This window comes from Streptomyces xylophagus, from assembly GCF_000716435.1.
Classification (GTDB): domain Bacteria; phylum Actinomycetota; class Actinomycetes; order Streptomycetales; family Streptomycetaceae; genus Streptomyces; species Streptomyces xylophagus.
The window spans coordinates 62156-84630 of sequence record NZ_JNWO01000004.1; the positions used below are offsets into that span (position 1 = coordinate 62156).

General features: G+C 68.3%; 18 protein-coding genes and 1 pseudogene. 9 read left to right on the forward strand and 10 right to left on the reverse strand.

The genetic code is table 11. The features are described from left to right. The first annotated feature begins 574 nt into the window (after positions 1–574). The 5 genes from OO70_RS55895 to OO70_RS54450 all read left to right on the forward strand — a co-directional run bounded on the left by OO70_RS55895 (position 575) and on the right by OO70_RS54450 (position 4213). On the forward strand, positions 575–748 hold the full coding sequence (locus OO70_RS55895) for a hypothetical protein (protein WP_234336806.1): 174 nt from the start codon (positions 575–577) through the stop codon (positions 746–748). Positions 749–1058: 310 nt separating this feature from the next. Beyond that, complete coding sequence (locus OO70_RS09745; protein ID WP_043667069.1) at positions 1059–1529, forward strand: hypothetical protein; 471 nt, start codon at positions 1059–1061, stop codon at positions 1527–1529. Positions 1530–2187: 658 nt separating this feature from the next. Continuing rightward, positions 2188–2424, forward strand: a complete 237-nt coding sequence (locus OO70_RS09750) for a type II toxin-antitoxin system Phd/YefM family antitoxin (protein ID WP_051741017.1) — start codon at positions 2188–2190, stop codon at positions 2422–2424. Positions 2425–2426: 2 nt separating this feature from the next. Next, positions 2427–2672, forward strand: coding sequence for a type II toxin-antitoxin system RelE family toxin (locus OO70_RS57010; protein ID WP_158711430.1), 246 nt, complete (start codon positions 2427–2429; stop codon positions 2670–2672). 983 nt (positions 2673–3655) lie between these two features. Then, positions 3656–4213, forward strand: a complete 558-nt coding sequence (locus OO70_RS54450; protein WP_158711431.1) for a tetratricopeptide repeat protein — start codon at positions 3656–3658, stop codon at positions 4211–4213. 314 nt (positions 4214–4527) lie between these two features. Here the strand turns inward: OO70_RS54450 and OO70_RS09755 are convergent, their stop codons facing one another. The 3 genes from OO70_RS09755 to OO70_RS09765 form a co-directional block, all read right to left on the reverse strand. Then, the gene (locus OO70_RS09755; protein WP_043667071.1) at positions 4528–4905 is read right to left on the reverse strand and encodes a nuclear transport factor 2 family protein; all 378 of its coding nucleotides are present in this window, start codon (positions 4903–4905) and stop codon (positions 4528–4530) included. A 185-nt stretch (positions 4906–5090) separates the two neighbouring features. Beyond that, positions 5091–5378 carry a hypothetical protein gene (locus OO70_RS09760; protein WP_324604843.1) on the reverse strand — a complete coding sequence of 96 codons (288 nt, stop codon included), beginning with the start codon at positions 5376–5378 and terminating at the stop codon, positions 5091–5093. Further along, a complete protein-coding gene (locus tag OO70_RS09765) occupies positions 5372–5755 on the reverse strand; it encodes an ATP-binding protein (protein ID WP_051741101.1) in 384 nt (127 codons plus the stop codon). Before OO70_RS09765 ends, OO70_RS09760 begins: the two co-directional genes overlap by 7 nt. An 84-nt stretch (positions 5756–5839) precedes the next feature. Between OO70_RS09765 and OO70_RS09770 the strand changes: the two genes are divergently transcribed. Beyond that, on the forward strand, positions 5840–6148 hold the full coding sequence (locus OO70_RS09770) for a hypothetical protein (protein ID WP_051741019.1): 309 nt from the start codon (positions 5840–5842) through the stop codon (positions 6146–6148). Positions 6149–6282: 134 nt separating this feature from the next. On the opposite strand, the gene OO70_RS56825 is transcribed toward OO70_RS09770, so the two are convergent. From OO70_RS56825 to OO70_RS09785, 4 genes and pseudogenes are all read right to left on the reverse strand, one after another. After that, positions 6283–6807 (reverse strand): hypothetical protein, encoded by a 525-nt coding sequence (locus OO70_RS56825; protein ID WP_324604850.1) that lies wholly within the window; start codon positions 6805–6807, stop codon positions 6283–6285. A gap of 26 nt (positions 6808–6833) precedes the next feature. Then, positions 6834–7265 (reverse strand): annotated as a pseudogene (locus tag OO70_RS56830) (NAD-dependent epimerase); the annotation flags it as partial. Positions 7266–7486: 221 nt separating this feature from the next. After that, positions 7487–8032 carry a hypothetical protein gene (locus OO70_RS09780; RefSeq protein ID WP_043667073.1) on the reverse strand — a complete coding sequence of 182 codons (546 nt, stop codon included), beginning with the start codon at positions 8030–8032 and terminating at the stop codon, positions 7487–7489. Between the two features lie 381 nt (positions 8033–8413). Then, positions 8414–9262, reverse strand: coding sequence for an alpha/beta fold hydrolase (locus tag OO70_RS09785; protein WP_051741022.1), 849 nt, complete (start codon positions 9260–9262; stop codon positions 8414–8416). Between the two features lie 202 nt (positions 9263–9464). Here OO70_RS09785 and OO70_RS09790 point away from each other — a divergent pair, with 202 nt between their 5' ends. Then, the gene (locus OO70_RS09790; protein WP_234336807.1) at positions 9465–10082 is read left to right on the forward strand and encodes an RNA polymerase sigma factor; all 618 of its coding nucleotides are present in this window, start codon (positions 9465–9467) and stop codon (positions 10080–10082) included. Continuing rightward, positions 10079–11050, forward strand: a complete 972-nt coding sequence (locus tag OO70_RS09795) for a hypothetical protein (protein WP_043667076.1) — start codon at positions 10079–10081, stop codon at positions 11048–11050. The genes OO70_RS09790 and OO70_RS09795 overlap by 4 nt, the downstream gene beginning before the upstream one ends. Before the next feature lie 41 nt (positions 11051–11091). On the opposite strand, the gene OO70_RS09800 is transcribed toward OO70_RS09795, so the two are convergent. The 3 genes from OO70_RS09800 to OO70_RS09810 all read right to left on the reverse strand — a co-directional run bounded on the left by OO70_RS09800 (position 11092) and on the right by OO70_RS09810 (position 19273). Next, entirely contained in the window at positions 11092–11928 is an 837-nt protein-coding gene (locus OO70_RS09800; protein WP_043667078.1) for a hypothetical protein, read from the reverse strand. An 83-nt stretch (positions 11929–12011) separates the two neighbouring features. Then, complete coding sequence (locus tag OO70_RS09805) at positions 12012–13748, reverse strand: diflavin oxidoreductase (protein ID WP_043667714.1); 1737 nt, start codon at positions 13746–13748, stop codon at positions 12012–12014. 5 nt (positions 13749–13753) lie between these two features. After that, the gene (locus tag OO70_RS09810) at positions 13754–19273 is read right to left on the reverse strand and encodes a glutamate synthase-related protein (protein WP_043667079.1); all 5520 of its coding nucleotides are present in this window, start codon (positions 19271–19273) and stop codon (positions 13754–13756) included. A 312-nt stretch (positions 19274–19585) separates the two neighbouring features. Here OO70_RS09810 and OO70_RS09815 point away from each other — a divergent pair, with 312 nt between their 5' ends. Then, entirely contained in the window at positions 19586–22447 is a 2862-nt protein-coding gene (locus OO70_RS09815; RefSeq protein ID WP_043667080.1) for a PKD domain-containing protein, read from the forward strand. The last annotated feature ends 28 nt before the right edge of the window (positions 22448–22475 follow it).

Consider the following 22475-nt stretch of genomic DNA (forward strand, 5'->3'; position numbering starts at 1 on the left):
ACGCGAACGGCTGAGGCGCGGCATCGTCGGACACGGCTGCATTCACCGTGATTCCCCGTTGTACTCCGCTTGATCTGGTGCGCTTGTTCTACAACCGATGTCCGGCGCGGTGCTGGGGGACGCCTGTGACTCAGTCGCCAGCCGGCCTCGGCGTTGGCGCCAGCGCTCCGACAGCTCCCCGGTCGCGATGGAGGCGGCGGCCATTCCGGCACACGTTGTCCAGCTCTTGAGGTCGCTGATGACCAGGCCGAAGAGACGGAACGCGACCGTTGCCAGACCCCACCAGACGGCAAACCAGGCTGCCGCGCCGATCCATCTGCCTCTGTCGTTCACGGGCCAAAGGTAGCTGGCATGTACTGGACCAATCGATGCGTGTCCGGGTTGGGCGCTGCCGGTTGGTGGGGTTGCTGTACTTCGTTGCTGTACAGCAGGATCGAACGATGTCCCGATCAGCAGGCGCGCACACTGCTGACCCGTGCCCTCGGTGCCGCGTTGAGGCTGTTCGCCCAGGCAACCCGATGACTGTTGGGGGATGCGATGTGGTCGGCTACCTCTGCGATCACTGTGCGCACGTGTGGACTCGGCCGTTGAGGAAGACCTGGACGTCTACGACACCGTCAAGGTGGACCTCTCTAACGCCACGCTCTACGGCACGGTCTGGCAGGTGGACGCCGATCGCGTCCAGGTGCGTGGTGCGGGCGGTGATTGGCTGCGGTGGGTCGAGCACTGGAGAGTGATCGTCTACTGAAGCCCCTTCCCGCGTGTGCTCAATGGGTCGCCGGGACGCGGGAATCACTGGGCTTGCCGACGCCGGCTGCGTACCGAATGGCTGGCGTACTCCGGGGGTACGTCGTGCACTCTTTCCAACTGTGGTGGTGGGATGGCGGGTTGGGTGCAGAGGCGTTCACCTGCGTTCAGGGGCGGTCCAGCCCTGGGGCAGGTTCGACGCGCGGTCTCACATGAACGGCCGTGAACCAGGCTGAATGAGACGGAAACTGAGACGGGCTGTGTTGTTCTGACCTGGCCCCTTCGGGCCAAGGAAGCTCTACGGTGCGTCCATGTTGACGACACTCGGGGCGACCCTCCTGGGAGCCTTCATAGCCACTGGCACTTCCCTGCTCGTCGAATCTCGCCGCGACAGGCGTACTGCTGTTGCCGAGTGGCGGCAAGCCCGCCGTGAACTGTACGGAGCGTTCCTCAGCGCCCTCACTAAAGCGCGAGGTGAGCTATGGACGATCAGCCGAGACGATCAACTGCCGAGCGAGGAACGTGCCACGGCTGCTCGGGCGATCTTTGCCGGATGCTACGAGCAGCGCTATCAACTTGAGGTCTTCGCGCCCAGTGGCGTCGTCACGCCGGCACTGGACTACTTTCGCAGCGTGCGGCGACTCCGTGACGCTGTCGGTCAAGGGCTCCGTTGGGACGATGCGGCACGCCCTGCGCATGACGATGACGTGGTCCAGGGCCTTCATGCGACTCGGGATGCGATGCGTGTGGACATGAGGACCGATGTGATGCGTACGGAGTGAGCTCCTACGCCCGCGACCCGCTGGCGGGTAGAGCGCGCGGCTTCCTGCCTGTCGGTTGACGAGTCCGGTTTCCGGAAGACCTGAGCTTGGGAAGCTGAGGTGATCTAGGGATCACTGTGGTGCTGGCCTGCGGCGGAGCGGTGTCAGGCACTTGGTTGGCACTTGACTGGTTCCCTGGAGTTCGCCGCGGTTCCCTGCACGATCTGGCATGAGCCTGGCACGCGTAGTTTGAGGCCCGAACTGCGAAAGGGACTGTCGCGGTACCGCTGGCTGCTGGGGTATCCAGGCAGCGTAGCCGCCTTGGAGGGGCCGTCTGAACCTCAGCCGACGAAAGCCAGCCACGATGGCGGGTTCGTCGAGGGGGCAGACGCGCGTGTGCCTCGATGCCGCCCCGCCGGTCTTAGCCACGTTGCCTGGTGACACATCCACCGGAGTAAGAGGCGGCGGGGGAGACATGGTACGAGGATGGAGGCCGCCACTCCATCGTCTCGAAGGGAGGGACTCACTCCATGCACCTCAGCACAACACCCTCCGAAGGACGCATTCGGAGGTCTAGGCGGAGCCCTGCATCTTTGAGTCGTTGCGCCTTGTGCAGCGACTCACTGGCAATCTGCCCGGAAGTCTGTACAGTGGTACTACGACCAAGGAGAGGACCAGCATGGAAGCTGCACCGCTGACAGATGCCCGTGACCGCCTGAGTGAGATCGTGGACAGCGTTGCCGCCACAGGGGAAGCTTTCATGATCACGAAGCATGGCAAGCCAAGCGCCGTGATGTTGGGTGCGGATGAATATGAATCGTTGATCGAGACGCTAAACATCCTTTCTGACGCTGAAACGATGGACGCCATTAATGAGGCGCGTCGTGAAGCTGATGAGCTGGCGGGGCAGGGATAGAAGTGTCAACGATCAGCCGACGTGCGCAAAAAGACCTTGATGGTCTTCCGGACCCTCTTCGCCAGAAGGCATTCAATATCATTAACAGGCTAGACTCTGAGCCCGGCCTGGGGAAGAAATTGTTGGGGCCTCTGGCGGGTATCAGGTCTGCACGACTCGGAAGGTCGCACCGCATTTTGTATCAGGTTCAAGATTCCGGGCTCGCCTTTGTTTTGACTGTCTCTCAGCGTCGGGACGCTTACCGGTGACAAAAGCAGAATTGCCGAATGAAGGGCCCGAGAGGGAAATATTTCTCCGGGCTCTTCGTCGTTTTAGTGATTCCTGTCAGCCGCCTAACCTCATCGCAGATTGCCCTTTCTCTATAGATGTACCAGAGGGGGGCAGGGGCTGCGGCGAAGAGTGCATTGACTTGCTTGAGGTGTATGGAAGTCCGCTGGCTGAAGACTCGGTCGAGTTTGGCGCTGGAATGTCTGTAGCTCCTATGAGGAGTCCGGGTGCCCACAGCGGGGAAGCGGTTGCTGGCGTCCGCCTATTTGATGCTGCGGAGATATATCTCCGGGATCGGGAGAACTCGAATATCGAGGAGTGGCACATCACCTCCTTGATTATGCAATTGCGTGAGCAGTTTATACCCAGCCCTGAGGCTACGCTGCTCGTGGAACGAGAAGATCGCTGCTTGGCGCTCTGCCGGGAAATTGCCAGGCGGGGGCTATCTCCTGAGGGGATTGTTAGGTACGGATTTAGGGATTCCTTCGTTTACAACATGGCGCTTGCGGTAACGATGCCTGCGATCATGTCTTTGGATGAGAGCCAGGAGGGAGAGCGGAGTCAACTCCCGGTGTCCCCTCCTGGCTGGGGCGATCTCGTGGATGCCTTGGCGGCAGACGCATCAACACTGGGTCTCAGCTATCCCTCGGATGAGAGCCCCCGCAGGCTGGCTCGATTCAGAATGAGTGTGGCCCTTACTAACGAATTCATTCAAAGGATGCAAGCTTGGTTGAATTCTGCAAGTTTGGTCTCGCTTCTTGGGTGGCATGCACCTTCGATCGGTGAATTCCTAGGAGCTGAAACCTCGCGAGCTGCCCCAGAAGACAGGGGGACGCGTGACGTGCAGCGATGGATAGTAGATCGTTACACTAACACCTATCTATCTGACTGGGGCCTCAAGTCTCTTCAGCTAGAATGGCTATACAAAAAGGGGCAACGAGAGGCGCCTTGCTCACGAAAGCAAATGGCGGAGCGTTACATTCGCGATCTGGATCTTGCCTATGCGCTTTCGGATGTTTCGTGCAAGCGTGATCCGGCAGATGAGACGTCGGTGGCGCTCAACTCCATGGCCACTGAGTTGGTGTTGGCTGGCCGGGTAGCGTCGGCTGCCGAGTTGCTGGAAATGGCAGTTCGCAAGGATCCTCATAATCCGAGTCTATTGAATTCCCTGGGATTCTGTCTCGTGCCGCAAGATCCAAAGAGAGCGCTGGTTGATTTGGAGCGCGCATATGAGCTGGGGTTCACTGCGACCATGAACCTCTGTAACCGGCTTTATGCTCTACTGCGACTAGGGAAATATGCGAGCGTATTGGAGTTGGCGGATAGGGCGGTCGCAGAGTGGGGTGAGCTTGACCAAGGAAGGCTCATACTTTGGGACTTTATGGCTTCATCTCCAGTTGTTAAACGTTCCGCCTGTCCGCGTTGCTATGTGAGGGATATAGCGCTCTACGTGGCGAATAACTACGGAGATGACGCCTCTCGTAGGCGCTGGCGTGACTTTGCCAAGGGTCACAAGGCCTGATCGGGGTCATTCGGATTTCTTGCTGCGCGGCACGGGCGCCGGCTGGGCTGGAGCGGGGGGAGACAGGAGCGCAGGCCCGGCCGGGGGCCGTGCCGCGCGCGGGGAGCGGAGCGAGCCGCCTTGAACCAGTAGAGAAAGTTGTAACTCAGTAGGTCGTATGGGGCCGTTGTGGTCGCCCGGAGTTGGCGCTGATGCGAGTCACCCAAGGCGTCCGGTACGAGAGCACTGGGGCACTCCCGTCTGCAGAGGCGGCGGGAGAGGACGAAACGAGTAGACAGTCGCCGGCGCCATTTGAAGTGGTCAGCGGCGCCTGGTCACACCCGTTGTACATATGCGGCTCGCCACTCCGGTGACGGGTCCGATCCCAGCTCTGTCCAGTACTCACGGCCATCAACGATCGTCCCGCCCCGAACCGTCCAGAACGACACCACGCGGTGGACCCCCATCGCATCGTGAGGGACTTCCACCTCGGAGACCACCACCTCGCCGTCCGCCACGATCCGCAGGACTTTGATGGCCCACCCTTCCGGATACTCCGCGTTGATCCTCACGAAGTTCCCGCGGCCCTTGATGCGCTCGCGGCTGACTGGCCACTCCACCACCAGGTCCTCGGCCAACAGCTCGCCAAGCCCCTTCCAGTCCCGGGCCTGCATGCGATCCCAAAATGCCTCAACAGTCTTCGACGGTTCCATAAATGCATCCTGGCAGGCCCCACTGACACGCTCCGCGCCGTGATGCCCGGTGGCGTATTGCCGGCCGAAGATCCGCCAGGCGAACCCCTTCAAGGAGTGGCGTGGGGTTTGAAGTCGTGCGCGCACGAGGGAAGTTCGGTGCCGTGGCGGTGTGCGAGCGGCAGGAAGGTCACGGGGCTTACGGTTCAGGTGATGAGTGTGCGGGCGTGGGTGACGGACACAGTCCAGGGCGCGCGGCGCAACAGGGCCCGTCGGGTGTTGACGCGGTGGTCGTAGAGCCGTTCCCATGCCTCCTGGGAGGCGTCGGAGTCGAGTTCCGGTGAGATGGTGCGCAGGATCTCGGAGACCCAGTTGTTCGCCTCGGTCTCTGTGCGCGCGTCGTAGGAGCCGAAGAGCGTTGGCGGCCGGCAGTCGTCCAAGTGCCGGGTCCAGCACTCGCACCAAAAGCCTGGGCCGATCGTCGTGCTCAGCACGGGTGCCCTCCTCGTCGTACGTCCGTGAAGAGCTCCGCGGTGACTGTGTGACCGCAGTCGCTGTCATGCACCACGACCCGGCGCGCGATCGCGCTGACCATCCCCAGCCCCCGACCGTGCTCCGCCTCCTGGTCCTGGTGCTCGACCTTCGGAGCCGTACCAGCACCCCCTCCATCCGTCGCCGACAACGCCACCACCTGCGACGACGCCGCAAGCGACAGATGGAAGCTGCCGGCCTCCCGCGCGCTCGCCGTGTGCAGGATCGCGTTCGCGCTCAGCTCGCTCACGATCAGCTCGGCGTCCTCGGCCAACGGCGACCCGCGCAGGATGTCGCACGTCGTCGTCTGGCGGCCATCGAGGCACGCGCGCACGGCCACCGAGGAGACGCTGCCTCGGCCCAGCAGGCGCTCAACGCCTCTCGCCAGGAAGGGCGTGGACACATCGACGACCTGCACGACGGCGTGGCGGGCGAGTTCGGCTTCCCCGCCGACCGACTGGCCATGTCCAACGCCTCGACCTGTCTACTGCTCGGCGACGGCGAACAGGCCGAGGCCGCTGCCCGCACTGCGCTCGACCTGGTGACCGGCAAGCCCGAAGCCCTACGCTCCGCACGCGTCGTGGGTGGGGCTGCCGCGGACCTGGCCGCGGCCCGGCTCCTGTGCGGTGACCTCGACGGCGCCGCCGACGCTCTCGAACGCGTCTGGATCGTGCCCGGCGAGCAGCGCGCCACCGGTCTGTTGACCCGCACCGCGCGCGTCGCCGCGCACTGACTGATGAGCGGTTCCGACAGGCGCCCCTCGCCGACGAAATGGGCGAGCGCCTGGAGCACTTCAGTCGCCTCGCCGCTCAGCACCAACTGGGTGTGGGGGCCGGCGCGGTGGCCGTTCTGGAGGGATGAGCCGACTCAGGATGTGGAGGCCAGTGCAGCGAGGATCTTGGCCTCCTTTGCAGCGGCGATTCCGTGCTCCGCCCAGCGAGGGTGATCCACCGGGCGCCCGTCGGCCTGCAGGCAGGCCCACGTGTCGGTGATCGTCTCGGTCAGCGGCCGGCACCGCAGCCCGGCCGCCACCGCCTTGCCGACGTCCACCGACCACACGCCGGCGTGGGTACGCCAGAGAGGCAGCTCGGTCCACTGCCGTACCTCGTGCTCGATGAGCACCTCGGGCTCCACCCACACCGGGTGACCGTCCGACTCGGTGACGGCAAGGCAGGCGAGCAGGAAGTCCCCGAACTCCATCCCCTCCGGATGGGCCAGGTTGTAGGCGCCGCCGGTGTCGGCAGCCGCCCGGTCGAGGGCGAAGGCCGAGACATCGCGACGTCGACCGGCTGGATGATCCAGTCGGCCGGAGCCGGAGCCGGAGCCGGAGCCGGAGCCGGAGCCGGAGCCGGAGCCAGCACCGGTCCGCCCCGGCTCGCCCGATTCAGCCACCACGGCAGCCTGCCCACGTACTCACCCGGCCCGAGGATCACCCCCGGCCGCAGGAACACCGCCCCATCGCCGAACACCTCGGCGACCGCCCGCTCCCCGCCGGCCTTCTGGAACCCGTACTTGGTGGGCGACCCGTCCGCGCCGGTGTAACCGAAGGACTCGTCCGCGTCCGACGGGCACTCCAGCACTTCGGACGCCTCGGTCAACCTGTGATGCGGCCACCCCGCGTACACCGACACTGTGGACACGTGCCCCCACCGCGCCACCGCGTCGCGCAGGGCCTGTGCGGCCAGCCGCACGTCGCGCGGTGGAAACTCGGAACTCGACGTATCGATCACCGCGTCCCAAGGGCCGTGGGCAGCAAGCCGGTTGAGATCCGCCGCCTCCGTACGATCACCGCGGACCGTACGCACCCCCGGCATATCCCGACCGGACCGGCCGCGACTGAACGTCGTCACATCCCAGCCACGGAGCGGCGCTGCTTCGACGACGCATTTCCCCAGGAATCAGGTGCCACCCAAGACCAGAATCCTCATACCCAAGATCCTGCCCTCCCGTAGGACAAGGGAGAAGACAAGGGAGAAGAGGGGAAGCGGACGGCGAAGGCCCCGGAGAACGAGTCCTCCGGGGCCTTCGACGAGGAGTGATTCGACGAGGAGTGCGAGGTGGGGACGGAAGGTCAGGAAACGGATGCGGTGCCGTTCAGTTCCCAGGTCTTGCCCGACTTCCCGTCACTCGCGATGTCGGGGTAGGCGTCGCCGTCCGCGGTCCAGGTCTTCTTCTTGGTCTTGACAAAGACCATGCCGTAGTCGTTCGTGAACGTCTTGGAACCCTTCTCCGAGCCGTTGATCTCGGAGCTGATGTCGCGGTCCTCGCAGATGTCGTAGCTGCAGTTCGTGACCTTGGTCGACCCGTGTTCAGCGCGCATGTGGATCGAGAAACTGTTGAAGCGCGTCCCACCGATGAAGCTGGACGTACCGTCCCAGGACGCCTTGCTGACCCAGGCGGTGTAGTGGCGGTAGCCGCTGCTGGTGCCGGTGTACTGGATGCAGATCTTGACGCTGACCTTCACGTCCGGCTTGCCGGGAAGGTCGAACGACTTGGTGCTGGTCTTGCACTGCGTGGTGGGCGCCGCCTGGGCGTTTCCAGCCGTGGCGACGGCTCCGCCGAAGAGCAGCGCACCGGTGGTCGCCGCGGTGGCCGCACGGCGTACGAGTGTGTTCATGAAGACGATCTCCCCCTGGTTTCGTCGATCAACGTTTCCGCCGAGCCTCATGGGGCTCTGAGAGGCGAACCGGGTGTTTGCACGGTTGCCTCTCGGCGATACAGCCACGGGACATCAAGAGTGGGTGACACGTGTTTGTCCCGTCCTGGCCCATGATCGTAACCGGGGCGCCGGCCTGTTGAGCCTGAGGCGGCCGATGGCGGGTGATCTTTTACTGATCTTCTACAACTCGGCCGATTCGCCAGGGGGGTGACGCCGAAGGCGGTGGATCGGCACCCGCATCAGAGAGGCCCAGGTCCCCGACCCGGGCCTCTCTGCGGAGCTTTCACGGGTAGAAGGACGGCGGCGTCACGGAACCCGCCTCCCTACGACCGCCCCCCCTCAACCCGCCGCCCCCGGCTTCACCACCGTGCTGACGAAGTCGGCGATCGCGCCGAGCGTCGCGCCCAGCTGCTCGATCTGGGGGAAGTGGGCCGCGTCGGAGATAGGGGCGAAGTGGCCGTTGGGGAAGGAGTCGGCGTAGCCGCGGCCGTACTTGAGGGGGGCTATGCCGTCCTCCTCGCCCCAGACGACCAGGACCGGCACGGTCACGCGGTGGAGGCGGGCGCGGAGCTTCGGGTCGTAGGTGAAGTGTTCGCCGCCGTAGACGGCGAGGGTCTGCTGGTTGGCGGCGCCCGCGGCGCGCTGCTCGTCGGTGAAGGAGGCGAAGTCGGGGCGGAACTCGGCCTTGGCGAAGGACAGTTGGCTGATGTCGGCCGGGGCCATGCCGCGCGGGTCGACGACGCGGTTCTCCACCATGTGGGCGTGGATGCCGACCGCGTTCAGCAGGGTCAGGGCGCCGATGCGGCCGTGGTTGTCGCGCAGGGCCATCTCGGCGGCGATCCAGCCGCCGATGGAGTTGCCGATCACCATGACGTCCTTGAGGTCCAGGGTGTCGAGCAGGTCCAGGTAGGCGATGGCCAGGTCGGCGACGGTGTCGAAGCGCTCGGGGCGGGGCGTGCCGTCGAAACCGGGGTGGATCGGCTTCACGACGTAGACGTGCTCGGACAGCGCGGCGGAGATCCCGGTCACCGTGCGCGGGCCGCCGCCGCCGTGCAGTACCAGGACGCCCGTGCCCTCGGTGTTCTCGCCGAACTCCTCGATGGTGAGGGAGAGTCCGCCGGGAAGGTCGACGGTGCGGGTGGCGGGGGTGGAGGCGGAGGAGGGGGAGGAAGAGGCGGGGGTGGTCATGGTGGGGTCCTTGTCGCTAGGTCTCGTTTGTCTCGCTTGCTGAGAGCTGACTCTCATGAAGGTAGGGGGTGAACTCTCTTTATGCAAGTCCACTCTCACGATGAGAGTTGTGCAGCAGTCTGAGCGGGTGCGCGAACGGTCTCGGGGTTCGATGACAAGTGCAGGGTGAGACCGTCGTCCGGCGGTCGGAAACGGAGATTCGGTGAAACCGAATGACCCGGAGGAACTGGGCAATCGGCGGCGTGGCGGCGAACACGGCGACAGCGACGCCCAGTTGACGCAGTCTGCGCGCGGTGACTCGGCCGCCTTCACTCCCCTTGTGAAGGCGCACTCGTCCGCCCTGTACGGCTACTTCGCCCGGCGTATGCCCACCGCGGCGGAGGATCTGCTCGCCGAGACCTGGTTGCAGGCGTTCGCCGCCCGGCGCACGTTCGACCCCGCTCGGGGTTCGGCCCGGGGCTGGCTGTTCGGGGTGGCCCACAATGTGCTCGCCCAGTACCTGCGGCGGGCGGGGCGGAAAGAGCCCGCGCCGGGGCCGGATGTCACCGACCCCTGGCAGTTGGTGGATCAGCGGCTCGACGCCGCCGCGCTGGCTCCCGCGCTGCGCCGGGCGCTGGCCGAACTGCCGCCGGAGGAGCGGGAGTTGCTGCTTCTGATCAGCTGGGAGCAGCTCACCCCGGCCGAGGCCGCCGTCGTCGTGGGCATCCCCGCGGGCACCGCGCGTTCGCGGCTGCACCGGGCCCGGGGCCGACTGCGCGACCGCCTCACGATGCCCCGCCCGGCGGGACGAAACCTGACCGCGACAGGAGACCTCGCATGACCACGTACGACAACTCGGAGGCGAACGGTATGGGTATGAACGAGCGAGGTGCGCTGCTGGACTTCCCCGGTGCCGATGAACTGGCCACGGCCGGGCTCGTCGAGCCGCTCTCGGAACGGGCGTTGGCCAGGGTGCTCGCGGAGGTCGAGGCGGCGGTGGCCACGGAGGGCACGGTGGCCACGGGAGGGGCGAGGGGCGCAGAGGGGGCGGCCGGAGCGAAAGCCGGCGTTGCCGCAGTGGTACCGCTCCGGCGGATCTCCGGGCGCCGCCGTGCCCTGATCGCGCTGCTGACCACAGCCGCGGTGGCGACCGGCGTGGTGACCTACGCGAACACCGGCGCGACCCCGGCGGGCACCGGCACGCACAGCGGGGCGCGCGCGAACACCGCGGCCGTCTTCCTGGACGACATCTCCACGGTGGCCGCCAGCCAGTCGGCTTCCTCGGGGAAGTACTGGAAGATGCGGACGACGGTCGGGGACGAGTACATCTCACAGTCCATGGACGAATACGTCGTCAACAGCGGGAAGGCCGCCAAGAAGGGGCAGCACCCCGACTGGCAGTTCGGGCCGAAGGACCTCGACTGGAAGGGCCTGGAGCAACTCACCACCGACCCGGCGCAGTTGCTCGCGCTGCTGCAGACTCCGCCGCGGCCCAAGAGCATCTCGCCCTTCGACCAGGCGGCCAGCCTGCTCACCGAGTCCCCGGCCGGCCCGAAACTGCGGGCCGGGCTCTTCAAGGCGATGGCCGGGCTCAAGGGCGTCAAGCTGGTCGGCCAGGTCAAGGACAGCACCGGGCGCGGCGGTACGGCCGTGGAGTTCGCGGAGGCCACGAGCGTCGGCCGGGTGATCGTCGACCCGAAGACCAGCGCGATCCTGGAGTACACCTTCACGTGGACCGCGGGCCCCAGCAAGGGCAAGGTCACCTATCACACGGTTCTGTCGGCGGGCTTCACGGACAAGATCGGCTGACCCACGGGATGGGCGGGGGCACTCCCCGCCCATCCGGACAATCAGGCGTCCGGCAGCGAAGCCGCCAGATCCTCCCACGCCTCATGCACATCCGCCCCGACCATCCCGAACTGCGTGATCACCGCGACGCATCGCCCGTCCTCGTCGTCGAGTTCGAGCGCCGAGGTCGGACCGTGCGCGGCCAGGGAACGGACGAGGTGACAGGCCCGGACGGCGGCGAGGTCGATCTCCACCGAGCTCTCCGCGACCGCCGCGAACACCCGCCCGCCGACCGTCCGATCGGTGACGTGCACCCGGCCGCCGCACGCTTGCATGACCGCCGGGGCGAACACCGCGACACCGATGGGCAGTCCGACGGAACAGACGTGGTCGAGCACCGACGCCACGACGTCGACCTCGATCGGCCGGTACGCACCGCCGTCGTAGCGGTGGAACGACGTGCGTCGGGCGATCCCGCCGTCCGCCAACACCGCGTCGAACTGGGCCAGTTGGTCGCCGTGCTCCCACGCCGGGACCTCCGGGGGCGCGGACGGTACGGCGGACCGGGCCGCCCCCGCGTGCACCGTGGGCGCGAGCCCGGCCAGCAGCCGGTCCCCCTCGGACAGCAACCGTCCCTGATGCACGGTCCGGCCCACGGTGTCGAGCAGGCGCAGGGCTACGGCGTCCTCGTCCCGCGCGACCACCGCCGTGTCGACCCCGGCGGCGTCGATCCGCAGCGCGATCGAACCCGCCCGGACGGCGAACGCCCCACCGCGCAGGCTCGGTTCCGCGTAGCTCCCGGCCTGGTCGATCCTCGCGACCGGGCCGCCGGTGACCGCCTGGACGTACTGGAACAGCGTCAGACACCGCGCCAACTCCGGCATCCGCGCGTCGATCAAACGCGTACTCCCGCCGCTGGCCCCAATGCCGCCTCGCCGCCCGCAGCATCCCTCGAACCCACAACCCTGCTGGTCGGTCATCCTCAATACACGTCCCGTACATAGCGCTTGGCCCGGCGCAGGTCCGCGAGGTACTCCGCCGCGTCGTCGTCCCCGCGTCCGCGCTGCTCCGCCACGACACCCAGCAGTGCCGCCTCGACGTCCTTCGCCATCCGCGAGGCGTCACCGCAGACGTAGACGTGCGCGCCGTCCTCCAGCCACCCGTACAACTCCCGCGATCGTTCCCGCATCCGCGTCTGCACGTACACCTTCTCGGCCTGGTCGCGCGAGAACGCGAGGTCGAGTTCGGTGAGCACGCCGCGCTCCCGCAGCTGCGTCAACTCGTCCTCGTAGACGAAGTCCGTCTCGCGGTGACGGTCGCCGAAGAACAGCCAGTTGCGGCCGGAGGCACCCCGCGCCGCCCGTTCGTGCAGGAAGCCGCGGAACGGTGCGATGCCCGTGCCGGGGCCGATCATGACCATCGGTGCGCTGTCGTCCGCCGGGACGCCGAAGGAGGCGTTGGGCTGGACATAGATGTCTACGGCCGTGTCGGCGCCGCCTGTTCGGTCCGCGAGGTAGGTCGACGCGACGCCCTCGTACCGGCGGTGATGCGCGTTGCCGTAGCGGACGGACGCGACCGTGAGGTGGATGCGGTCCGGGTGGGCGAGCGGGCTCGACGAGATCGAGTACTGGCGGGCCTGCAACGGCCTTAGCAGCGGCAGGAGTTCGGACAGGGACGGGGTGGCCGCGGGGCCTGCGTCGCGGAGCAGGTCGAGGATGTCCCGGCCCCAGAGCCAGGAGTCGAGGTCGGAGCGGTCGCCGTGTGCGACGACCGCGGCCAGTTCGCTCGACGGCGCGCGTTCGACCAGGTCGGCGATCAACTCCTTTGACGGGGTGCGGATTTCGCTGCCCGTGCGCAGCGCCTGTGCCGCCTCCTCGTCGCCGGTCGCGCCCAGGTGCTCCAGGAGCGCGCCTACGAGCCCGTCGTCGTTCAGTGGTACGACGGCCAGCGCGTCCCCCGCCTCGTAGGTGATGCCGCTGTCGCCGAGGTCGAACTCGTAGTGGCGGATCTCCTTCGCGCTGTGCGGGGAGGACAGGAGCCGGTTCACCGCGAGCCGGGAGCGGTACGGGGTGCGCTTGTTCCAGGTGGAGCGGGGTCGGGGAACAACAGCCTCTGTACTGCCGCCTGTTGAGCCTGTTGCGCCGGTCTCGGCCACCAGCCGGTCCAGGACCGTCGTCGTCCACTCCGCCGCCGGTTCCTCGAAGTCGACGTCGCAGTCGAGGCGTTCGTGGAGCCGGCCTGCCCCGAGTTGCTCCAGTCGGGTGTCGATGAGCTTCGCGGCCTGGCAGAAGTCGTCGTAGCCGCGGTCGCCGAGCCCGAGAACGGCGTACCGCAGTCCTTCGAGGCGGGGTGCGGTGTCGGACTGGAGCGCCTCCCAGAACAGCCCCGCGTTGTCGGGGAGTTCGCCCTCGCCGTAGGTCGAGGTGACGACCAACACATGGGACATCGCGGCTAGTTGGGCGGGTGTGACGGCGTCCAGTGGGGTCGCTGTGGAGCCGAGTCCACGTGACCGTGCCCCGGCTACGAGTTCGTCGGCGAGGAACTCTGCGTTGCCCGTCTGCGTGCCGAACAGGACGTCGACGGTGGCGGCGGGCGTGTCCGTCGCCCCGCCCTCCCGGCGTCCGGCGGCGGCGATGCCGGCGATGAACCCGGCCAGCCACGCCTCCTGTTGGGCGGAGAACGGTGCGTCGGCCGGGATGAGGGACCCGGTCGGGGGCATGAGCGTCACGTGGTCACCGTCTCGGTCGGGGCCTGCGGGGCGCGGCGCGTGGCGATGTCCTCGAGGGCGGCGGTCGCGAGCAACTCGTCGAAGCGGGCGGCGCGTACCCGGGCCGCGTTCTTCGTGTGCTGGTGGACGATCCAGCCGTAGGTGCCGGGGGCGTCCACGCTGAGGTTGTTGCGCTGCCGGAGCGCGCGCTTGTAGTCGTCGAGGCGCTTGCTCGCGATGAGCGTCGCCAACTCGTCGTCGTCGAACCGCTCCAGCGTGCCGCGCAGGTACTTCACCACCCGCTGCTTGACGAAGAAGTCCTCGGTGAGGACGAGGTTGCGGACGGCCTCGGCGACCCGGGGGTCGTCCGGGCCGGTCGCGCCCGGCACCCGTTGCAGCGCGAGGTCCTGTGCGACGGCGAGCACGGTGTACGACGACAGCAGCGAGAACATGTCGTCACTGCCCTGGTCGCCGAACGCCGGTGCTCGGCCGCCCAGTACGGTGCGCCGGTCGCGGTAGTCGACCTTGAAGGCCCGCAACTTGTCCGTCGCGATCGAGGTCGCCAGCTCGTCCAGCAGCTCTCCACGGGTGGCGGCCGCGAGGATCTCGCCGGCGTCCTGGTACAGGAGCAGCGCGCGGGGCATTCCGCAGTACACGTGCCGCCGCTGGGACTGCCAGTCGTGGAGCAGCCGTGCCGCCAACTCGGAGCCCGTGGCCTCCACATGCCATGCCAGCAGCAGTCGTACGGCCTCCTCGTGGAAGGCGCCGTGCCCGGTGTCGGTCACCGGGAACACGAGGAGAGAGTCGGCGCTCACGCGGTCGGCCAACTCGCCCGACGGGTCGTACTGGTAGAGGAATCCGCCGCTCATGCCGTTGCCGAGGCCCTTGCCGAAGCCGCCGAGGTTGAGGACCGTACCGCCCGTCATGTACTCGCAGCCGAAGTCGCCGAGCCCCTCGACGACCGCCGTCGCACCGGAGTTGCGCACGGCGAACCGGTCACCGGCCTCTCCCTGTACGAACGTCCGCCCGCCGGTCGCGCCGAACAGCGCGAAGTTCCCGACGAGGACGTTCCCGCCGCGCTCGGTGCTGCCGCCGCCCGGCGCGCGGACCATGATCCGGCCGCCGCTCTGGCTCTTGCCGACGCCGTCGTTCGCGGTGCCGGTGTGTTCGAGGGTGATGCCGTCGTTGCAGAAGACGCCGTACGACTGACCGGCCGAGCCGGTGGTGCGGATGCGGACCGCGTCGTCGACGAGGCGGCGACGGCCTCGGTCGTCCGTGGTGAACGCCGGTGCGTCAGCGGCCAGTTGGTGGTTGAGCAGCCGTTCCACGTCGATGGAGAGCTGGCCGCCGACCGACTTGTCGCTGTTGCGGAGGTGGATGCCGTCGACGAGCAGGGCCGGTTCGCGGCGCTCGACCAGTGCGGCCCGGACGCGTTCGATGAGGGCGTCGTCGGTGGTGAAGTCCTTTTCCAGGTACTCCGGTTCGGCCACGACCTTCTCGGGCACGCGCGCGAGCAGGCGCCGGACGTCGAGGCGGCCGACGCTCGCCGGGTGGTCGAGGAGCTGGAGCAGGTCCGTACGGCCCCGGGCCTCGCGCAGCGAGCGCAGGCCGAGGCGGGCGAGGATCTGGCGGACGTCGTGCGCGATGTTGAGCAGGTACTGGGCCAGTGCGCGCGGATCGCCCTCGAACGCCTCGGAGTTGGTGGTGAGACCGGCCGGGCACTTCACATTGCAGTTCTTCGCCATGACGCAGCCGAGCATCATGAGCGCGGTCGTACCGAACTCGAAGCTGTCGCCGCCGAGCAGCGCCGAGGTCACGACGTCACCGCCGGTCTGGTGCGCGCCGGAGCAGCGCAGGACCACCTTCTGCCGCAACCCGTTGGCCACGAGGGCCTGGTGGACCTCGGCGACACCGATCTCCGCCGAACGGCCCGCGTACTTGAGGCTGGTGACGGCCGCCGCACCCGTACCGCCGGTGTTCCCGGCGACGTTGATGACGTCCGCGCCGGCCTTGGCGACACCGACCGCGATGGTGCCGATGCCCTCGGACGACACCAGCTTCACCACCACCCGCACGCGGGCGGCCTTGCAGTCGTGGATGAGCTGGGCCAAGTCCTCGATGGAGTACGTGTCGTGGTGCGGGGGAGGGGAGATGAGTTCGATGCCGGGGGTGCCGCCGCGCGCCGCCGCGATGTCCACGGTGACCTTCGGCGCGGGCAACTGGCCGCCCTCGCCCGGCTTCGCGCCCTGCCCGATCTTGATCTCCAGCTCCTGGAGCATCGGGTCGGCGAGATACCCCGCCCAGATCCCGAACCGGCCCGACGCGAACTGCTTGATCCGCGAGCCCCGGATCGTGCCGTACCGGGACCGATGCTCGCCGCCCTCACCACTGTTGGACATCGCGCCCACCATGTTCGTGCCGTGCGCGACGGCCTCGTGCGCGGTCGCGACGAGCGCGCCGTGGCTCATCGCGCCGGAGGCGAGAGTGCGGGTGATCTCGTGCGCGGGCTGTACGTCGGTGAGTTGGACGCTGTCGGGGGCGGGGCGGAGGAGGGCGAGGAGGCGGGCGGCTGTGCCGGTGGCGGTGACCGTGACTCCGTCGGCGTCCGCGTGGAGCGTCTCGACCTCGCCGGGGTGCGCGAGGGCGAGGCCGTCGGCGAGGGCGGTGTGCAACTCGCTTCCGGGGGAGGAGAGTTGCAGACGGGCTGTCACCGTGTCCGCCGACTGCTCGGCGACGGTCGCGACGACGCCCCTGACCGTCACGCTCGCGTTGCCGCTCGTCGAGAACCGTCCCAGCTCGCGGGCGAAGTCCTCCGGCGTGCGCAACCCCGTGACGTCGGCGGGCAGCGCGAGCACGTCCCGCAGCGCGGCCGGCCGACGTGACCGTTCCTCGTGGGTGGTCCGCAGGAAGGCGCGGTACCCGGGGGTGATCCGGAACGCGTCGATCTCGGCGTCGCTGAGCGCGTCGTAACCCGTGTTGCGGTAGGCGGAGTCGGTGATGCCGAACGCGTCGTCGAGCTGGCCGAGGGTGAGGAGGCGCAGCGCCTCGGAGTCGTTCTCGCGCCCGAACTCCGGCCGCTCCTCGGCCATGTCACCGAACCCGCGCACGGCCGAGACCCCGAACGAGTGCCCGGCCCCGTCCGACCGTTCCTTGAACAGCCCCAGCAGCGGCACCTGTTGCTCGGTCTCCACGGCGCGGGCCCGCTCGTGCCACTCGGTCGCGGCCTGCGCGATCCGTGCGAAGCCGACTCCGCCGACCGGCGCCTCCATGTGCGGGAAGGCCCGCGCGAAGACGTCGTCGCGGGTGTCGAGGTAGTTGGGCTCGAAGAACGCGCCGCCGATGTAACTCTCGGCGGTGCACAGCCCCACCCGCCCCATGGTCTTGGCGAGGGCCTTCTCGGCCGCCTTGCGGAACCGCGCCAACGCCCGGTCGGTTTCCGTCACTTCACCGGCCGGCGCGGGTTCGCTCGGGTGCTTCTCTTCCGCCCGCAGCCGCGCACTGAGGCTGTAGACGGCGGAGGCGCCGAAGCCGAGCGCGGTCGCGACGTGGTGCGACGACGGCAACTGCCCGCTCTCCGCCACGATCGAGACCCGCAGCCGCAGCCCGGTCTCGATGAGCCGCTGGTTCACGGCGGCGACGGCGAGGATGACGGGCAGCGGCGCACGCGAGGACGAGATCGCCCGGTCGGTGAGGACGGCGATACCGCCCTCCCCTGCGGCGAACTGCTCGACCTCGTCGCAGAGTCGGTCCAGCGCGGCGCGCAACGAGTCGGCGTTGGCGGTCTCGTCGCCGACCACCGGGTCGTAGAGCATGTCGAACCGTTCCAGCGGGACGATCCGCTGGTCCCGCAGCCGGACCATGTCGAGATGGCCCAAGACGGGGGAGGAGACGACGAGTTGGCGTCCGCCGACAGTCCCCGTGCCGTCGGGCTTGGGGCCGAGGGCGACGCGCATGCTCATGCCGTCGGCCTCGCGGAGGCTGTCGAGCGGCGGGTTGGTGACCTGGGCGAAGCGCTGCGAGAAGTACTTCGCCATGCCGCCCTCGGTGTCGCTGAGCGCGTTGATGGCGTTGCCGTAGCCCATCGCCGAGATCCGCTCAGACCCGTTGGCGAGCATCGGGTCGAGCATGAACCGGAAGCTCTCCTGGTTCAGCGAGTACGCCACGTACCGTCCGGCGAGGGCGAGATCACCGTCGTAGCCGAGGGTGGTGGTGCCGCGGTAGTAGTCGGGCGCGGGCAGGTCGTCGAGGTTCACCCGTGCCGCGTCGAGGAGTTGGGAGTACGGCCGTCGGGAGGCGAGGGTGTCGAGCACCTCGCGCGTGCGCATCCGGCGTCCGGTGCGGTGGTCGACGACGAGCATGCCGCCGGCCTCGATCCGCCCCCGGTGCACAACTTCCGCGTCCGGGAAGGCGACTTGCCCGGCCTCCGACGCCACCATCAGGTACTCGGCGGTCTCGACGGTACGCAGCGGACGCAGCCCGAGCCGGTCGAGACGCGCGCCGATGACGTCCCCGTCGCTGAAGATGACGGCGGCGGGCCCGTCGTTCTTCTCCTCGTAGAGGGAGAAGTACTCGAGCATGTCCCGTACGGCGACCGGCAGAGTGCGGTCGTTCTCCCAGGCGGGCGGCATGAGCGACACGACGGCCTCGACGAGGTCCAGGCCGTCGTCGAACACCCGGCTCTGCAGGGTCTGGTCGAGGCGGCTGGAGTCGGACTGACCGGGCGGACGGACGATGCGACGGGTACGGGCGCGCGCCAGGGCCTCGTCACTGAGCCGGTTCTTGCGGTCGGTGTTGAGTTCTCCGTTGTGCGCCATGAGGCGGAACGGCTGCGCCATCGTCGGGTGCGGCTCGGTGTTCGTGGAGAACCGGGTGTGGAAGTACAGCGAGCGGACGGAGTGCCGCGGGTCGCTGAGATCGCGGAAGTACCCGATGACTTCTGCGGAGTTGAGCCGTCCCTTGAGCACCTGGGTGCGCGCGCTGAGCGACAGCGGGTACAACCCGGCGTAGGTGTCGTCGGCGTAGGCGACGGCCTCGATCGCGAGCAGGGCGCGATGCGCGGCGGCATCGACCTCGGCGCGTGTCCACTGCTCGGGCGCCCGGAACACCCATTGCACGATGGGTAGTTGATGCGGCTCGGCGGCGGGCCTGGCGACGCTGTGATCCACGGGTACGTCCCGCACGAGCAGCACGTCGAAGCCCTGCTCGGCGATGCTGCGGCCGACCAGGTGCAGGGCGGCCTCGCGGCGGTCCGAAGTGCCGGTCGGTACGAAGCAGTTGGCGACGCCGAAGTGCCCGGCGCGCAGTTCCTCGCCGGTGACGGCGCCGAAGAACTCCACCGACAGGTCGACGCTCACGCCCGCGCCGTCACCGACGCCCTCGGCGGAGGTGCCGCCCCGGTGCGGGATGGCGCGGAGCGCCTCGTCGCCCTTGCGGATGACGTCATGGCCGGCCATCCCGTCGAGACGGGTGAGGAAGCCGACGCCGCAGTCGCTGTGGTCGCGGGCAGGGTCGTACAGCCCGAAGGTGCGCTGATTCAAGTGCGGGTCCTGTGAGCGGGTTCCGGCTGGGGTACCTCCCAGGCCCATGAGGGACGGGGGAGGACGGCCAGGCTGCGTCGGTGGAGCGCTCGCCGCGGGTCGGCCGGGGTGACGGCCGTGGCCCAAAGTGGTGCGAAGACGAATAGTAAGGCTTACCTAACTTCCAGGGCAAGCGTGTGCCCTGCATTTATCTGTTCCCGGCCTGGGGGTGAGGTAATCGGATGATCAAAAGTCGGCAGTGAAGTCGCATCCTGACGGCCCGCCTCCGCCGAGCTGCCGTATCGTTCCGCCAACTCCAGGGGGAACATGTCCATGCGCCGCAGACGACTGCTCGTGAGATCCATCGCCGTCCTCTCCGTGCTGATCGGCGGTCCCGTCACCGGAGTCGCCCACGCCGACACCGCCGCAGGCACGGCCCTGTACGTCGACGACGACGCCGTCGGCTGCAGCGACACCGGACCCGGTTCGCAGGCGGAGCCCTTCTGCCAGATCCAGCCGGCCGCGGACGCGGCAACGGCCGGGGACACCGTCCATGTGGCGCGGAACAAGACGCAGTACGCCCCGGTGACCATCGCGTCGGCCGGCACCGCGGACGCGGCCGTCACCTTCGTCACGGCTCCCGGCGACAGTCCGACCGCCACCGGCACCGCCTTCCTGCGCGGGACCTCGACACCGGCGGTGACCTTCTCCGGTGCCCAGTACGTCGACGTGACCGGTTTCAACCTGTCGTCGGGCGGGACGAACACCCTGGTGGTCTCCGGGTCCCGGCACATCACCTACGACACGGGCCGGATCACTACGGCGGATTCGGCCCCCGGCACCGCCGAGACGATCGCCGTCGACGGATCGTCCTCCGGCATCTCGCTCACCCGGCTGTTCATCTCGCCCGAGTCCGGCGGCCCGGCCTTCGCGAGCGCGGCCGGAGCGTCGGACATCACGCTGGCCGACGACGCCATCCGGCTCGGCGGAGGCGTCACGGCCGTCGGCACCACGGGCCTCCACCTGGCGGGCGACACCATCGAGACGTCCTGCGGCAACGCCGTCAGCCTGACCGGCGGCAGCTCCGGGTCCGTCGAGAACACCGTCGCGCTCCCCGACATATCGGCATCCTGCGCGGACACCGGCACCCCCGCCGAGATCACGGTGGACGCCTCCTCCGCACCGCGGGTCACCGCGGACTACAACGCGGTCAACTCCCGGTCGACCGGCACCGACTACGACTGGGCCGGCACCGCGTACGGCACCCGGCAGGCGTTCCTGACCGGCACCGGCCAGGGAGCCCACGACCTGGACAAGACGGACGTGAGGCTCACCACCACGTCAGGCCTGCCCACGGAGCACTCGCCGCTGATCGACTCGGCCGACGCCGACGCGCCGGGCGAACTCCCCACCGACCTGCACGGCGCACAGCGGGTCGACGACCCGCTCGTCGCCGACACCGGCACGGGCGCCGGCGACTACGACCGGGGCGTGACCGAGGTCCAGGACCCGCTGAACGTGACGACACCCGGCCTTTCGTCCACGGACGTGTACGTCGGTGTGCCGGTGACCTTCAAGGCCAACTTCACCAACCCGTGGTCGGACTCCCTCGATGGCTACAGCTACACCTTCGACTTCGGGGACGGCACGACGGCCACGTCCACCACCGGTTCGGCCACCCACACGTACACGCAGCCCACCACAGGCACCGACATCTACGCCACGGTCACGACGTACCGGCCGGACGGCACCGAGCTGGGCACCGAGAACAGCGGCTACTTCCCGGTCCACCCGCTGCCCGCGCTGACGGGGACCGTCAGCTGCGACACCGCCCCCGCCCTCCCGGACACCACCAGCTGCAACTTCGCCGCCTCCGGCTTCAGCGGCTACCCGATCACCAGCGACCGGATCACCTACGGCGACGGCTCGGCGGCAGTCTCCGTGACCGGCTCCAAGGGCTTCGTCCAGCACACGTACACCGCCGCAGGCACCTACACCGTCACCCAGCAGCTCACCGACTCCGGCGGGCGCACCGCCACCGCGACCACCCGGACCACGGTCGGCCCGGCCTACGTCGCCACCAGCCCGAAGCGTGTCCTGGACACCCGCTCCGGCACCGGCGCGGCCAAGCGGCGGGTGGGTCCCGGGGGCGTGGTCCGCCTCAAGGTCCTCGGGGTGGGCGGCATCCCGACCTCCGGGGTGACCGCGGTCACCATGAACGTCACCGACACCAATGCCACCGCGAGCGGCTACGTCACGGTGTACCCGGACGGCACGAGCCGCCCGACCGCGTCCGACCTCGACTTCACCGCCGGGCGGACCAACCCGAACCTGGTCACGGTCAAGGTGGGCGCGGACGGTTACGTCGACCTGTACAACGCCCACGGCGACGTGGACCTCGTCGCCGACACCCAGGGCTACTTCACGACCAAGGCCGACACGAGCGACGGCATGAGCGACCTCGCACCGGTCACCCCGACCCGGGTCCTGGACACCCGCAACGGCACCGGCGCCGCCAAGGGCGAGGTAGCGCCGGGCAGCACGACGACGGTCACCCTTCCCAAGGAGGGACAGGGCCTGGGCACCGTCGGCGCCGTCCTCAACGTCACCGTGACCGGAGGCACCGGCAGCGGAGTGGTCACCGTCTACTGCGGCGGCCGCCCGAGCACGTCGAACCTCAACTACCGCGCCGGGCAGACCGTTTCCAACCTGGTCGTGACGAAGGTGTGCAGCGGCGGCAAGATCGAGATCTACAACAGCGGCGGACACGTCCACCTGATCGCCGACCTCCAGGGCCTCTACGTCAACTCCAGAGACGGCACCTCCCCCATCGGCAGCCCCTTCGTTCCGGCCAACCCCACCCGCTTCCTCGACACCCGCAACGGCACGGGCGCCCCGGCCCACTCGCTGGGCGCGAACGGCACCCTCACCGTGAAGGTCGCCGGTGTCGCCGGCGTCCCGGCCGACGCGACCGCCGTGCTGGTCAACCTCACCGCTGTCGGCCCGACCACCGGCACCCACCTGACGGCCTACGGCGCCGGCGATCTGCCGAACGTGTCCAACGACAACCTGACCGCCGGCGAGACCCGACCGATCCTGGCCGTGGTCCCCGTGGACGGCAACGGCGACATCCACATCCACAACTCGAACGGATCGGTCGGCGTCGTCGCCGACCTGGAGGGCTACATCGGCTGACCGCGAACCCGCGCGCTGTGCCCTTACT

What these genes read in the sequence shown, in the direction of transcription:
- OO70_RS09745 (WP_043667069.1), top strand. Translation starts at nt 1,059, where the DNA reads ATGTTGACGACACTCGGGGCGACCCTCCTGGGAGCCTTCATAGCCACT.
- OO70_RS09750 (WP_051741017.1), top strand. Translation starts at nt 2,188, where the DNA reads ATGGAAGCTGCACCGCTGACAGATGCCCGTGACCGCCTGAGTGAGATC.
- OO70_RS54450 (WP_158711431.1), top strand. Translation starts at nt 3,656, where the DNA reads ATGGCGGAGCGTTACATTCGCGATCTGGATCTTGCCTATGCGCTTTCG.
- OO70_RS09755 (WP_043667071.1), bottom strand. Translation starts at nt 4,905, where the DNA reads ATGGAACCGTCGAAGACTGTTGAGGCATTTTGGGATCGCATGCAGGCC.
- OO70_RS09780 (WP_043667073.1), bottom strand. Translation starts at nt 8,032, where the DNA reads ATGAACACACTCGTACGCCGTGCGGCCACCGCGGCGACCACCGGTGCG.
- OO70_RS09785 (WP_051741022.1), bottom strand. Translation starts at nt 9,262, where the DNA reads ATGACCACCCCCGCCTCTTCCTCCCCCTCCTCCGCCTCCACCCCCGCC.
- OO70_RS09795 (WP_043667076.1), top strand. Translation starts at nt 10,079, where the DNA reads ATGACCACGTACGACAACTCGGAGGCGAACGGTATGGGTATGAACGAG.
- OO70_RS09805 (WP_043667714.1), bottom strand. Translation starts at nt 13,748, where the DNA reads ATGCCCCCGACCGGGTCCCTCATCCCGGCCGACGCACCGTTCTCCGCC.
- OO70_RS09815 (WP_043667080.1), top strand. Translation starts at nt 19,586, where the DNA reads ATGCGCCGCAGACGACTGCTCGTGAGATCCATCGCCGTCCTCTCCGTG.